General features: G+C 69.0%; 12 protein-coding genes. 5 read left to right on the top strand and 7 right to left on the bottom strand.

The window, feature by feature from the left end:
- Window positions 1-7: 7 nt before the first annotated feature.
- The 3 genes from ON34_RS07940 to ON34_RS07930 all read right to left on the bottom strand — a co-directional run bounded on the left by ON34_RS07940 (window position 8) and on the right by ON34_RS07930 (window position 3,849).
- Window positions 8-1,420: a DUF1254 domain-containing protein gene (locus ON34_RS07940; protein ID WP_040776131.1), complete on the bottom strand. Its 1,413-nt coding sequence runs from the start codon at window positions 1,418-1,420 to the stop codon at window positions 8-10.
- 304 nt (window positions 1,421-1,724) lie between these two features.
- Window positions 1,725-3,137: a DUF1254 domain-containing protein gene (locus ON34_RS07935; RefSeq protein ID WP_040776129.1), complete on the bottom strand. Its 1,413-nt coding sequence runs from the start codon at window positions 3,135-3,137 to the stop codon at window positions 1,725-1,727.
- A 418-nt stretch (window positions 3,138-3,555) separates the two neighbouring features.
- Window positions 3,556-3,849, bottom strand: a complete 294-nt coding sequence (locus ON34_RS07930; RefSeq protein ID WP_040776126.1) for a hypothetical protein — start codon at window positions 3,847-3,849, stop codon at window positions 3,556-3,558.
- A gap of 401 nt (window positions 3,850-4,250) precedes the next feature.
- On the opposite strand from ON34_RS07930, the gene ON34_RS07925 reads away from it, so the two are divergent.
- Window positions 4,251-4,526: a hypothetical protein gene (locus tag ON34_RS07925; RefSeq protein ID WP_040776123.1), complete on the top strand. Its 276-nt coding sequence runs from the start codon at window positions 4,251-4,253 to the stop codon at window positions 4,524-4,526.
- A gap of 131 nt (window positions 4,527-4,657) precedes the next feature.
- On the opposite strand, the gene ON34_RS07920 is transcribed toward ON34_RS07925, so the two are convergent.
- On the bottom strand, window positions 4,658-5,941 hold the full coding sequence (locus tag ON34_RS07920) for a vWA domain-containing protein (protein ID WP_040776121.1): 1,284 nt from the start codon (window positions 5,939-5,941) through the stop codon (window positions 4,658-4,660).
- 369 nt (window positions 5,942-6,310) lie between these two features.
- Between ON34_RS07920 and ON34_RS07915 the strand changes: the two genes are divergently transcribed.
- From ON34_RS07915 to ON34_RS07900, 4 genes are all read left to right on the top strand, one after another.
- Complete coding sequence (locus tag ON34_RS07915; RefSeq protein ID WP_040776118.1) at window positions 6,311-7,456, top strand: AI-2E family transporter; 1,146 nt, start codon at window positions 6,311-6,313, stop codon at window positions 7,454-7,456.
- A gap of 140 nt (window positions 7,457-7,596) precedes the next feature.
- The gene (locus tag ON34_RS07910; protein WP_083889210.1) at window positions 7,597-8,895 is read left to right on the top strand and encodes a bifunctional o-acetylhomoserine/o-acetylserine sulfhydrylase; all 1,299 of its coding nucleotides are present in this window, start codon (window positions 7,597-7,599) and stop codon (window positions 8,893-8,895) included.
- Window positions 8,896-9,186: 291 nt separating this feature from the next.
- A complete protein-coding gene (locus ON34_RS07905) occupies window positions 9,187-9,996 on the top strand; it encodes a hypothetical protein (RefSeq protein WP_051022257.1) in 810 nt (269 codons plus the stop codon).
- A gap of 141 nt (window positions 9,997-10,137) precedes the next feature.
- The gene (locus ON34_RS07900) at window positions 10,138-10,311 is read left to right on the top strand and encodes a CsbD family protein (protein ID WP_040776570.1); all 174 of its coding nucleotides are present in this window, start codon (window positions 10,138-10,140) and stop codon (window positions 10,309-10,311) included.
- A gap of 72 nt (window positions 10,312-10,383) precedes the next feature.
- On the opposite strand, the gene ON34_RS07895 is transcribed toward ON34_RS07900, so the two are convergent.
- From ON34_RS07895 to ON34_RS07885, 3 genes are all read right to left on the bottom strand, one after another.
- The gene (locus ON34_RS07895; RefSeq protein ID WP_245547937.1) at window positions 10,384-12,513 is read right to left on the bottom strand and encodes an MMPL family transporter; all 2,130 of its coding nucleotides are present in this window, start codon (window positions 12,511-12,513) and stop codon (window positions 10,384-10,386) included.
- A gap of 69 nt (window positions 12,514-12,582) precedes the next feature.
- Complete coding sequence (locus ON34_RS07890; RefSeq protein WP_040776115.1) at window positions 12,583-13,392, bottom strand: RNA polymerase sigma factor SigF; 810 nt, start codon at window positions 13,390-13,392, stop codon at window positions 12,583-12,585.
- Complete coding sequence (locus ON34_RS07885; protein WP_306303636.1) at window positions 13,385-13,870, bottom strand: ATP-binding protein; 486 nt, start codon at window positions 13,868-13,870, stop codon at window positions 13,385-13,387. Before ON34_RS07885 ends, ON34_RS07890 begins: the two co-directional genes overlap by 8 nt.
- Window positions 13,871-13,944: the final 74 nt, after the last annotated feature.

Here is a 13,944-nt window from a genome sequence, read left to right as displayed (position 1 = left end):
GCGACGACTAGCTCAACCGCAGCGGCGTGAGCGGCGGCGGTTGCCAACGCCCGCGCATCGCCTCAGCTTTTGGCGAGAACAGGCGAAACGTCAGCGAGAATTGGCCCGAATCCGGAATGGGCAACCAGTTTCCGGCCGGAACGCTCGGTCCAGGATCTACGTACTGAAGTGCGATATCCAGGGAGCCATCGGGATTGAGCACTACCGGAACCTGGTGGCCAACCGAGTAGATCCCCGCCGGGTTGGGCACCAGCTGGCTGTCGGCGTCGTAGGCGGTCAGCGACCAGAACGCATCGGCCGGTGGTAGCTGGCCAGGTGCGAAATGCAGCCGGAAACGACCCATGCTGCCGCGGGCGTCCGCCGACGCGAACAGCGTCGGATAGAAGATGTTCTCGCGCAGGGGGGCACCGACGCCTATCCGGGCGATGATGGCCCGCAGCAGGTAGTCGGTGCCATACCTGCCGACCTCGGGGTCGATGAGCCAGCCGTTCTCGTTGACCATTCGCGCGCCGATATACACCGGGATCTGCTGCTGGGCGGTCTCCACCGCGGCGGTGAGTTCGGTATCCGAGAGTCCGTGGACCTTTCCACCCGGCCGGATCCCGATGGTCGCGAAGTGTCGCATGGCGGGCGCGTCCTCCGGCGCGGGCGGATTTGTCGACATCACCGCGCACATCCGGTCGAAGAAGTCGCGCGCGTTCATCTCCGCTATCTGCTCGGAGGGCGGCTGCGCCGTCGACAGCCCGCTGGGCGGCGCGGTACGTGGCTCCCTGGCGTTCGTCCACACGCTCAGCGGAACCAGTTTCAGCTCCTGCTGCAGCGCGCGAACGACTGGCATGTCGTCGTCTCCGTCGAGCTGGATCCGGGCGATCAGCCATACCGTCGGCGTCGGCATCGGCATGGGGGTGAGGCCGCCGGGCAATACGCCCGACCAACCCGGGCCGGTCACCACGTAGGTGTACGCCGCCCCGGATTTCGCCTGGGACCGAATGCTACTCGGGTTGTGCACGTTGTTCGTCCAGGCGTCGAGCAGTTGCACCAACCAGAACCGCCGACCGCCCATCGCGGGAACTTGCAGCACCATCGGCTCGGCCTCCAGATCCAGCCAGGCGGTCGAACGCAGGGTGTCCCGGTCCAGCCGCACAACGTCTCGCTGGGCCGGGGTGGGCAACGCGGCGGCGTGCTGGAATCGGTTGGCGGGTGTGGCCGTCTCCGCCGCCGCGCGGGTGAGATCCATCAACACCAACGGGTAGCCGAATATGTAGGCGTCCCTCGCGATCGTGGCGGCGTCGCCGGGCACGGCGGTCTTCTCGTCGGATCCGCCGCACGCCGCCAATCCGAACGCGGCCACCGATGTCGCCGCCATACCGAGCGCCGTGCGCCGCGACACCGTGACCTTGCCGTCGGTCCTGTGGTCCATGATCCTGCTCCGCCTCCGATCCTATCGCCGACCGCGGGATCCGCACCGGAGTATAGCCACCCAGGACGGCGGAAACCGCAGGTCAGAGCCCTGATAACGGAACGGGAGCGGCGGCGGGACGATCAGCGCGGCGGCTGTATCCACAGCGCTGGCCACGGCCCGTCGCCACCGGTGAGCCGCGGCGATCGCTTCGTGCCACGCTCCTTGTGCGTTCGAGGAGGCCGGATCGCACCCGGCCAGCGACGCGGGAACTGCGCCCGATCCGCGAAATGCCGCGCTGGACCTGGGCGCGACGACGACTGGTTCACCGTAGCGGGGTGAGCGGCGGCGGCCGCCAAATCCCCTTCACGGCCTCCATCTTCGGCGCGAACAGGCGCAACGTCACCGAGAATTGGCCTGATTCGGGAATCGGCAACCAGTTCCCGGTCGGAACGCTCGCCCCCGGATCGGCCCACTGGAGGGTGAGATCCAGGGAGCCATCGGAATTGAGCACCACCGGCGCATGGTGGCCCACCGCGTAGATCTCGGCCGGGTTGGGCACCAGAGAGAGGTCGGCGGTGTAGGCGGTCAGCGACCAGAAGGCGTCGACCGGAGGCAACTGGCCCGTCGGGAAGTGCAGCCGGAAACGGGACGGACCACCGCTGGCATCCGCCGTGGCGAACAGAGTCGGGTAGATCGCGTCCTCGGGCAAGGCGGCGCCGAGACCGTTCCAGGCGATGTCGGCTCGCAACAGGTAGTTGGTACCGTACCGGCCGGTGCCGGGGTCGTAGATCCAGCCGTTCTCGACGATCGTGGTCTCCCCCACATACACCGGGATACGCTGCCGTGCGGTGGCTACCGCCGTGGCGAGCTCGGCGTCGGGAATGCCTTTGACCGAACCGCCCGGCTCGATGCCGATGCGCGCGAAGCGCCGCATGGCGGGGGCGTCCTCGCGTGTGGGCGGACTGACCTTCATCAGGGCGCACATCCGGTCGAAGAAGGCGCGGGGGGCCAGCTCCGCGAGTTGTGCGGCCGGGGGCGCCGTCGGCCGCGTCGGCGGCACCACCGGCGCCGGCACGTCCACTCCCGCGTTCCACGCGCTCAGCGGAGCCAGCTTCAACTCTTGCTGGATCGCGCGGACCGTGGGCAGGTCAGCGGGGCCCTCGACCTGAATCCGGTTGAGCAGCCACACCGTCGGCGTCGGCATCGGCAGCGGGGCGATCCCCTCCGGCAGCGCTCCGGACCATCCGGGGCCGGTCACCGCGTAGGTGTACGGCGGCGCCGCCGACTTCGCCTGCGGGCGCATGCTGCTGGGGTTGTGCACGATATTGGACCAGGCGTCCATCAGTTGCGCCAGCCAGTAACGCCGACCGTCCATCGCGGGGACCCGCAGCACCATCGGCTCGTGGGTCAGATCGAGCCATGCGGACGAGTCCAGCGTGTCCAGGTCCGGTCGTACCAGCTCGCGCTGCTCGGGGGCGACGAACGAGGTGGTGTGGCGGAACCGGTTGACGGGGACGGTCGCCTCGGCCGTCGCGCGTGTCAGATCCATCAGCACGAGAGGGAAACCGAAAATATAAGCATCCCTCGCAATCTCGACGGCGTCGCTGGGCACGGCGGAATCCTCGTCCTCGGATCCGCCGCACGCCGCCAATCCGAGCGCGGCCACCGATGTCGCCGCGAAACCGAGTGCCGAGCGCCGAGACAGCATGAGCTTGCCGTCGGTCCTGTGGTCCATGATCCTGCTCCGCCTCCGATCCTATCGGGCACCGCGAGATCCGCCCCGGAGTATAGCGGCCCTCGGCGACGAAAAATGCAGGTCAGCGCCCTGATGGCGGCTCGGGCGCGGACGGCGGAACGATCGGCGCGTCGGCCGCCGTACCAGCAGCCGCGGCGACGCGCTCGGTCGGGCGATGCGAGCGGGCACGGAGCTGCACCGAAGATTCGACCGAAGGATCTAATGCGCGTTAGACGGCCCAGCCGGTTGCCGGAACGTCGCGCAGGCGCTGCACGACGTTCGAATCACGTTCCACCACGCTCGCCGCTCGGCCGCCACGACCCCTCGGCCGTCACGACCGATGGACCGTAGCCGATCCGTTCCCACCGGCGCGCCGACACCGAGCACACCTGCACGCGGATCGCGCGAAGGCCTGCGGTCAAATCTCCAGGATGGTGTTCATGATGGTGCCCGCACTGGTGGCCACCACGCCACCGAGCATCGCGCCCGCGATCATCTTCGGCGATTGCAGCCCGCTGCCACTCCACTTTTCCCAGGCGAAGCGACCGCCCGCGTAAATGATGCTGACGATGCCGGACAGCAGCGCGAACCACGTGAAGTAGCGGACGAACCGTAACATCTTGTCCGCCAAGGGTGGCGCCTCCGGGGTCGGATTGCCGATCTGCGCCAAGGTCGTGAACGAATCGCCGACCGACGCCAGAATGATGCTCACCGTCTACTCCCTATGTTCGATTACAATCCCGCCGCCGCCGAGCCGCTGCGCGAAAGCCGTTCGCACACCGATCAATTCGGTCATGGATGAGGATACGGCCCTGGGCGGCACCTGGTGTGCGCACTGTGCGGAACACCGGCGAACGCCGCGGACCGGGCAGCGGGATCAGAACCCGATCGCCCCCCACATGGTCGTAGCGAACCCGCCGACGAATCCGGCGCCGCGCGACGGCCAGCCCTCCGCACCCACCCCATCATCCAGAGCGATGGCCGACCCGGCAAGGCGGGAAGACGCGAACTTCCCTGTGCTGCACGGACCTGACTGCATCACGGCGAGCGAACGGATACGATCTTCACAGCGAATCACTGCCCCTGTCCCGAATCCAGAATGAGCGAACGACGATGATCCTGGCCGCCGCTTTTGACACCCTGGCGCAGATCGGCAACCCGACTCCAGAGGCACCGCCGATCTCCGACAAGTTCCTCCAACTGGTCCGCTACCTGACGTGGTTCGTGCTCCTGTCGGGCGTCTGCGGCATCATCTACGCCGGTGGCCGCTTCGCGTGGGAGAAGTGGACCGGCGGCGGACTCGAGTCGCCGAAGATGGTGGCGGGAGCCATGATCGGCGGCGTGGTCGCCACCAGCGCGGGCACCATCATGAACGCCGTCATCGGCTGACCACGGGCCGCTCCGGAAATCGCACGTGCACCATAGCATCTCGCTATAACGCCTGGTCTGGCCGCCGCAGGCAGAGTTCGCGCTGAACGCCGTCAGCAGCCCGCCGCGCGGTCCGGGTTCGCGACGGCCCGTCAGCGCAGGATGCCCGCGGCACGCGCGGCGCGCAGCCAGTCCGGGAACTCGCCGAGCAGGCGCGTGTAGAGCTGGGCGTCGTCGACCTGATCGATGTCGTCGAGGGCGAAGAAGCCCGCGTTGTCCACCGCACGGTCGGACAACTCGTCCAAGGTCTTCAGCAGGCCGTAGTTGGCGCGGCCCAGGCCGACGAACTGCCAGAAGGCCGGAAGCCGCGAGGCTTCGCGCATGAGGGCCGCGATCTCGCGCTTCTTGGCGAAGCCGCCGTCGGTGAAGAACAGCACGAGCGTGGGGCGGTCGCCGGGACGCAGCGAGCCGATGATGTCGCGCATGATCGGCAGTTCGTCGTTGCGGCCACCGAGCCGGTCGTAGTCGATGCCCCCGTGGGTTCCACCGAGGTGCAGGTAGGTCTGGGCCCACGCCTCCCCGTGCTCGACGGTGATGTCGGGCAGCTTGGCGAACGACACGGCGTAGAGGTACGCCTCCAGGGTGCCGTCGTCGTCGAGCTGCGTGGCCACCGGAATCATCCGCTGTACGACGCGATGGACCACCTGGTCGCGATACTGCCGGTTCATGCTGCCGGTCTTGTCGATGACGAGCACGACGCGCGCGCGAATCCCGAAGACATCCCGATCCACCAGGACTTTCGCGACCGCGCGCTTGCGCAGGTCCAGGGTGGCGCGCTTCTCGAAGGACAGCGCGGCCTCGCCGGGCACGGTGAACACGTCCGTCGCCGCCGTCGACGAGCCCGCGGCGATCGGCTCCGGAGCGCCTCCCGCGGCGGGTTCGTCGTCCACGCTCACGCCATGATCGGTGACGAGCGCGGCGAAACCGCCCGCGTAGCCTTGCCCGACCGCCCGCACCTTCCACGCCCCGTTCCGCCGGTACAGCTCCAGCGCGATCACCACGGATTCGCTGCCGAGCCCCTCGATGCGGTACTCGTACAACACGTTGCCCGTCTCGTCCGCGACCGTGGCGACGGGCGGCGCGAACCGGCCGAAGGTGGCCGCGGGATCGTCCAGCGTGAGCACCGCGCGCAGCTGCGCGATGTCCTCGGGCAGCTCGGCGAGCGAAACCGCCAGCGCGGCAGGCGTTCCGGGCCGCAGTGCCACTCCGGGGCCGCTCGGCTGGTTGAAGAACACGAAATCCGCGTCCGAGCGCACCCGGCCGGATTCGGTCACCAGCAGCGCCGACACGTCGACCACGGCCTCGGTCCGCACCGACACCAGCAGCCGGGCGGCGTCCAGCGCCCCGTTCTGACCTTTGACCAACGCGGCACCCATCGAGACTCCCAGCCGTCGCGCCGAACTCGCTACCGCGATCAGCGTAGGGCCACCGCGGGATGCATGCGGACCATTACCCGGCTTCGGCTGACCCTCCTCGATGCCGCGTCCTCGTGCCAGACTGGGCCTGTGAGCGAGCGTCAGCGAGTGAACCGAGAACGCAGCGCGCAATCGCGCACGACGGAGCCGAGCGCCAGCGAGGCGCAGTCGTGAGCGAGCGTCAGCGAGTGAACCGAGAACGCAGCGCGCAATCGCGCACGACGGAGCCGAGCGCCAGCGAGGCGCAGTCGTGAGCGAGCGTCAGCGAGTGAACCGACAACACAGCGCGCAATCGCGCACGACGGAGCAGAGTGCAGGCAAGGCGCGGTCATGAGCGAAACGAGCAAGGACCACCGAACCGACGACAGCACGACGCGGGATCGCGGTGACGTCATCGGGGCGGGCATTCTGTGGCTGGCCAAGTGGGCGGTGTGCATCGTCGCGATCGCGGCGGGCGCGTGGGTGCTGGGATTCCTGATCGCCCGGCTGTGGGTGGTGATCCTGCCGGTAGCGCTGGCCGTGGTCGTCGCGACGGTGCTGTGGCCGCCGGTGCGCTGGCTCACCGCGCACGGCCTGCGGCCCGCGCTCGCGGCATCGATCGGCGTGCTCGGCTTCATCGGTCTGCTGGCCGGCGTCATCGCGCTCATCGTGCCCTCGGTGGTGGATCAGGCGCCGGAACTCGCGGACAAGGCGACCGAGGGCGTCAACCAGGTGCGGGACTGGCTGCAGGGTCCGCCACTGAGACTCCGTGACGAAGAACTGGATTCGGCGGTCGACGCGATCGTGTCCCGGCTGCAGTCGAGTTCCGAGCAGATCGCCTCCGGCGTGTTCAGCGGCGTGAGCACCGCGACGTCGGTGCTGGTGACCCTGTTCCTCGTGCTGGTGCTCACGTTCTTCTTCGTCAAGGACGGGCCGCGGTTCCTGCCCTGGCTGCACAGCGTGTCCGGCACGCGCAGCGGCAGGCACCTGGAGGAGGTGCTGAGCCGGATCTGGGTGGTGCTCGGCGGGTTCATCCGCACGCAGGCGCTGGTCAGCCTGATCGACGCCGTCTTCATCGGCGCGGGCTTGGTCATTCTCGGGGTGCCGCTGGCGCTGGTGCTCGCGGTGATCACGTTCCTCGGCGGGTTCGTCCCGATGGTGGGCGCGTTCGTCGCGGGCGCGCTCGCGGTGCTGGTCGCGTTGGTCGGCAACGGGTTCGTCACGGCGCTGATCGTGCTCGGCATCGTCATCGCCGTGCAGCAACTGGAAGGCAATGTGCTGCAACCGGTCTTGCAGAGCCGCAGCATGCGGCTGCACGCGGTGATCGTGCTGCTGGCCGTCACGGCGGGCGGCTCGCTGTACGGGATCGTCGGCGCCTTCCTCGCGGTCCCGGTCGTCGCGATGGCCGCGGTCGTGCTGCGCTATGTCGGCGAGCAGATCGATGCGGCCACGGTCGCGCTGCCGGAACCCGACAGCGAACCCGAATCCACCGAATAGCCGCGGCGGCGGGCGATCGTCGCGCACACCATCGTTGGAATCGGTCCGAATGTAACTATCGCCCTTCCCCTGCGTCGTACCTAGCGTGGATCAGCCGCTGTTCCCACTCATCGCTCGTCCACGCGAAGGAGACCTTCCCGATGACCGAACCCGACCTGTCCACGGACTGGAGCTTCGAGACGAAGCAGATCCACGTCGGACAGATTCCGGACGGCGCGACGAACGCCCGCGCGCTGCCGATCTACCAGACCACCTCCTACACCTTCCGCGACACCGCGCACGCGGCGGCGCTGTTCGGTCTGGCCGAGCCGGGCAACATCTACACCCGGATCATGAACCCCACCCAGGACGCCGTGGAGCAGCGCATCGCCGCCCTGGAAGGCGGTGTGGCCGCTCTGCTGCTGGCCTCGGGACAAGCCGCGGAGACCTTCGCGATCCTCAATATCGCCGGGGCGGGCGACCACATCGTCTCCAGCCCGCGCCTCTACGGCGGCACCTACAACCTGTTCCACTACTCGCTGCCCAAGCTGGGCATCGAGGTCTCCTTCGTCGACGACCCGGACGACTTGGAGCAGTGGAAGGCCGCGATCCGCCCGAACACCAAGGCGCTCTACGGCGAGACGGTATCCAACCCGCAGAACCATATCCTCGACATCCCCGGCATCGCGAATGTCGCCCACGACAACGGCGTTCCGCTGATCGTGGACAACACCGTCGCCACCCCGTACCTGATCCAGCCGCTCGCGCACGGCGCGGACATCGTCGTGCACTCGGCCACCAAGTACCTCGGCGGCCACGGCGCGGCCATCGCGGGCGTGATCGTCGACGGCGGCCGATTCGACTGGACCGGCGGCCGGTTCCCCGGCTTCACCGAGCCCGACCCGAGCTACCACGGCGTCGTGTACGCCGATCTCGGCGCGCCCGCCTACGCGCTCAAAGCGCGCGTGCAACTGCTGCGCGACCTCGGCGCGGCGGTCTCGCCGTTCAACGCCTTCCTGATCAGCCAGGGTCTGGAGACGCTCAGCCTGCGGATCGAGCGGCACGTGCAGAACGCGCGGGCGGTGGCGGAGTTCCTGACGACGCGCCCGGAGGTGACCTCGGTGTCCTACGCGGGCCTGCCGTCGTCGCCGTGGTACGAGCGGGGCCGCGCACTCGCGCCGAAGGGCACCGGCGCGGTGATCGGCTTCGAGCTGGCCGGCGGCGTGGACGCGGGCAAGCGATTCGTCGAGGCGCTGCGGCTGCACAGCCACGTCGCCAATATCGGTGACGTGCGCTCGCTGGTGATCCACCCGGCCTCGACCACGCACTCCCAGCTGACGCCGGAGGAGCAGCTGGCCGCGGGCGTCACGCCCGGCCTGGTCCGGCTCGCCGTCGGCATCGAGGGCATCGACGACATCCTCGCCGACCTGCGCGCCGGTTTCGCCGCGGCCGGTTCCTGACGCGTATTGCCCCGGGTTCGGCGACCCGGGGCAATCGCCGTTTCCCGATCAGGGGATTTCGCCGACAGCGGGGCCAAAACCCGTTTCCCGCTTTATTTCGTGATTGTGGTCGATAAACCACGCAGAGAAACGGTTGCGATCGATTATCTTGCGCCGTTACCGATATTCGTGTCGCCCTCGGGATTCCAGCGCGTGATCCGATGAAGTTCGATTTTCACGCATCCGAAGGGGTTACCGGACCGAACAAGAAAGGTAGGTATATGTCCTCTTCGGAATGAGGTGGGTAAGTTCATGGGCATAGAAAAACCGGAAACTCCAGCACACCCCTTCTTACGCCGCGCCGCCACCCTGGTCGTGGCGAGTGCGATCCCGCTGTCCGTGGTCGGCGCCGCGACAGCCACCGCGGACCCGCTGGTGCCCGAAATCTCCATCCAGCTTCCCTTCGCACCGGTACCCGCCATAGCCCCGGTCGCCGATCCGGTCGATCCGGGCGCCATTCCGCCGGACGCCGTTCCCCCCGCGCCCCCGATTTCCACCGGACGCAACGATCTCAGCACCAACCGGCCGATGCCGGACCCGAACGTGCTCGCTCCCATCGTTCCGCAGCGCCTGCACCTGCCCAACCCCGCCGCACCGGCCCCGCCGGTCGCGCCGATCGAGGCGCCCCCCGGCACGCTGCGCGTCGGTTCCGTCGTGGTCGGCCGACCCGATTTCCTGACTCCCGATCAGGGCAAGCTGCTCAACGACGCGATCGCGCGCTCGGAGGCGGGCCTCGCGCAGACCTTCGATTCGGCGGGCTTCGAGCCGTCCCGCTCCGACCGTATGGCCGCGGACATCATCGGCTCCACCACGATCGGCGCGTCGGTCGGCAGCATGGTGGCTGCTCCCGTGGCCTCGATCGGAGCGGTCATCGGCGCGATCTGCGGCGCCATCGCCGGCATTCCGATGTTTCCCACCGGGACGGTAGCTGTCATGGGCTTCGGCGCCGCCATCGGCTACGGGTTCGTCGCATCACCGGCCATCGCTCTCGGTGCGGCCGTCGGCGCCGGGGTCGGCGTCGCGCAGGGTCTGCTCACGCCGCCCACGGTTCCGGCCTCCTGATTCACCGACGAGGAAGACCCGGTTTCGGCCGGGTCTTCTTGTTCGCGATGGCACACCGCACGTTTCGCTTCGCCGTGACCGGTTATCGCGATGAGGACCGGCGGATACGACCGGCCGGTCGCCCCACAAGGAGGTTACGACATGAGCACCACCGACAAGGCGAAGAACAAGGCCGAGAAAGTCGCCGGTCAAGCCAAGGAAAAGTTCGGTGCGGCCGCCGATGACCGGCAGAAGAGAGACGAAGGACGGACCGATCAGGTCAAGTCCGACCTCAAGGACGCGGGCGAGAAGGTCAAGGACGCCTTCCGGCACTGACCCCGCACGCACGAAAACCCCAAGAGCGGATGGCCGCGGCGCGGTCGTCCGCTCTCAACGCATCCATCGCGGCTATTCCTTTCGCGGCCCGTGCGGCTGATCTCCGCCGGGGGGACTTGCGAAGGTGGGCTCGCCGGTCGGCTGCCCTTCGTCCGCTACGAGGCGCAGCTCGCTGGGCCACCAGATCGTGCGGCCGATCAGACTGAACAATGCCGGGATGACGACGGTCCGCACGACGAATGTGTCGAGCAGGATGCCGAGACCGACCACGATGCCGACCTGGGTGAGCGTGATCAGCGGGAGCACGCCGAGCACGCAGAACACCGCGGCGAGCACGATTCCGGCGCTGGTGATCACCGCGCCGGTCACCGATACCGCGCGCACCATGCCCTGCGTGGTGCCGTGGCCAGGGGTTTCCTCGCGCGCCCTGGTCACAAGGAAGATCGTGTAGTCCACACCGAGCGCGACCAGGAACAGGAACGCGAACAAGGGCACGCTGATGTCCAGCGCGGGAAATCCGAACACCTGCTCACTCATCCAGCTGCCCAGTCCGAGCGCGGCCAGCGCGCTGAGCACGGTGACCGCGACCAGGAGCAACGCGGCGGGTATCGCGCGCAGCAGCACGAGCAGCACCGCGAGCACGACGACCAGAATCAGCGGCATGATCACCGTGCGGTCCTCGGCCGCGGCGGTCTGGATGTCCAGCACTTGGGCGTCGGTGCCGCCGACCAGCGCCTGCGCCCCGGGTACCTCGGCGAGCGACGCGCGCAGCGCCTCGATCGTCTCGAAAGCCCGCGCGGAAGCCGGTGGCGCGTCGATCACCACCGCCCACCGGGTCAGCCCGGTCGGCGAGGTGCCCGTCTGCCAGGTCAGCACCACCCCCTCGGTGCGCCGGAACGCCGCATCGATTCCCGCGACCGCGCCGCTGTCGGCGAGCACGATCGCCGGGTCGGAGGCGCCGGACGGGAAATGCTGCGCGAGCGTGTCGAATCCCTCCACCGACTCGGCGCGGACGCGGAACTGCTCGGTCTGCGAGAGTCCCACCCGCACCGTCAGCAAACCGGTCGCGCAGACGGCGAGCACCGCGATGGCGCACCCGGCGACCAGTGCGGGCCTGCGCACCACGCGCGCGGCGATCGCGTGCCAGATCCCCTGGTCGGCGGTGTCACGGTCGTCCGAACGGGGCACGAACGGCCAGAACACGTTGCGCCCGCACAGCGCGAGGGCGACGGGCAGCGCGAGCAGGACGAACCCCACCGCGACCAGCAACCCGAGCGCGGCCATCACACCGAGACTGCGGGTGCTCGGCACCGAGGCCAGCAGCAGCACCAGCAGCGCGGCGACCACCGTCGCGTTGCTCGCCAGGATCGCGGGCCCGGCCCGCCGCACCGCCTGGCGCAACGCGACACGGTGTTCCGGCGAGCGGTGCAGCTCGTCGCGGTAGCGCGACACCAGCAGCAGCGCGTAGTTGGTGCCCGCGCCGAACACCAGCACGCTGGTGACGCCGGACGTGGATCCGTCGAAGGCCAACGGGGTCACGCGCGCCAGGGCGGTTCCGGCGCTGGTGGCCACCCGGTCGGCCGCGCCGACCACGGCCAGCGGCACCAACCACAGGACCGGGGAGCGATACGTCGCGATCAGCAGCACCGCGACCACGATGGCGGTCACCGCGAGCAAGGTGACGTTGGCGCCGGAGAACGAGTCGGCGATATCGGCGCCGAACGCGGGACCGCCGGTCACCTGCAGGATCAACCCGTCGGGCAGCCCGTCGCGCGCGGTGGACCGGATGTCCCGGATGCGGTCGGTCAGCGCGAACCCGCTCAGGTCGGCCTGCACGGGCACCTGCCCGATCGCCGCCTTCTGATCCGGTGACGTGATCAGGTCGGCGGGCCCGGGGGACCGCCCAGCGGCACGGGTCACCGCCGCGGCCGCGGCGTCGCGGTCGGCGTCGGTCAGGTTGCCGCCGTCGGCGCGGGTGACCACGATGATCGCGGCCGCCCGGCCCGCGTCCGGAAACTCGTCCAATGCGCGTTCGACCTGGGCGGCCTCCGCCGACGGCGGCAGGGCGTCGGGCGCCTGGCCCGCCGCCTCGTTCTCCCCGACGGCGGCGATCAGCCCCACCGAGGCCGCGGCGAGCACGAGCAGCAGCACCCACGATCCGCGGGCGGTCACCAGCGACGCGTAGCGATCCCAAGCGCTCACCTGGCAACTCTCTCAGATCTTCGCCCGCGAGCTGGCGAGACACCCCGCCCGCGCCGCCAGCCGTCCGGGTCAGTCGCGTAAAGCCTGCTCGCGCAATGACTTCAGGGTCTTCGACAGAATGCGCGAGACCTGCATCTGGGAACAGCCGATCCGCTGGGCGATCTGTTCTTGGGACAGCGAATCGAAGAAGCGCATGACGAGCACCTGCTTCTCGCGTTCCGGCAACGCCGCCAGCAGCGGTTTCACCGCCAGATAGTTCTCCACGGTGCCGAAATCGGGGTCCTCGGCGCCCAGCGAATCCAGCAGCGAGGGCCCGCCGGACTCCGCGTCGCCGGAATCGGCGACGGCGTCGATCGAGGAGGTCTGATACGCGTTGCGCGCGATGAGCGCCTGGGTCACCTCGTTCAGGTCGACCCCCAGTTCCTCGGCGATCTCCCGTGCCCTCGGCATCCGGCCCAGCCGCTGCGACAGGGTCTCCACCGCGGGGCCGATGGTGGACTGAATCTCCTTGAGCCGCCGCGGCACTCGCACCGACCAGGCGTGGTCGCGGAAATGCCTGCGCACCTCGCCCATGATCGTCGGCACCGCGAAGGACAGAAAGGTCGCGCCGTGCGCGGGATCGAAGCGATCGACCGCGGCGAGCATGCCCACCCGGGCGATCTGGAGCAGATCCTCGAAGTTCTCGCCGCGTCCGCTGAACTTTCGTGCGATGTGCTCGGCCAGCGGAAGGCAGCGGTCGATCAGCTCCGCGCGCAGGGCCTCGCGGCGCGGGTCGCCCGCCGCCAGCGCGGCGAGTTCGGCGAACAGCGGCTCGATATTGTCGTAGCTGTCTCCCCCCGACTTGCGTTTGGGCGTGCTCCGATTCGACTCGCTACTCATCCGAGCCGCCGCGCACCCACCGGAAGTCGACGGTGGTCGGGTAGCCGCCAGCCGTGGCGTCGTACGCGCCCTGGGACGCGGAAACCGAATCGGTCAGCGTCGCGACGATGTGCCAGCCGAAGCCGGACTGGTCCGGAGTGGCCTCCGACCTCGTGAGCGCGCTCACGCGCACGTCGACGGCGTCGCCGTCGAAACCGAACGCGCAGTCGAGCTCCGACCCGGGCACCGCGTCCAGCACCAGGGCGCTGGCGACCTCGTCGAGAGCCAGCCGGATATCGGTCACCTCATCGATGCCGAAATCGGCCATGAGCACGACGGTCTCGGCCAAGGCACGCAACATCGCCAGCTGCTCGGACTCCGCGGGCACCCGCACGCTGATCGTGCCGGTCCGTGTCGTCGCGGGATGCGTCCCCGCGCTCCCGTCTCCTGGCCGCCGCCCCTCATCGAATCGCTGCGCGATGCTGTCGTCGTTGCTCATGCACCACTCCCAGAAGTCGCGCTGTCCGTAGGAGCGACTAGCCTACGCCCTGTTGTCCAGTCGTTTCGACGCGC

The organism is Nocardia pneumoniae NBRC 100136 (assembly GCF_000308755.1).
Taxonomy (GTDB): domain Bacteria; phylum Actinomycetota; class Actinomycetes; order Mycobacteriales; family Mycobacteriaceae; genus Nocardia; species Nocardia pneumoniae.
Note: the sequence above shows the minus strand (reverse complement) of the source record. Positions and strands in the feature narration are given on the sequence as shown.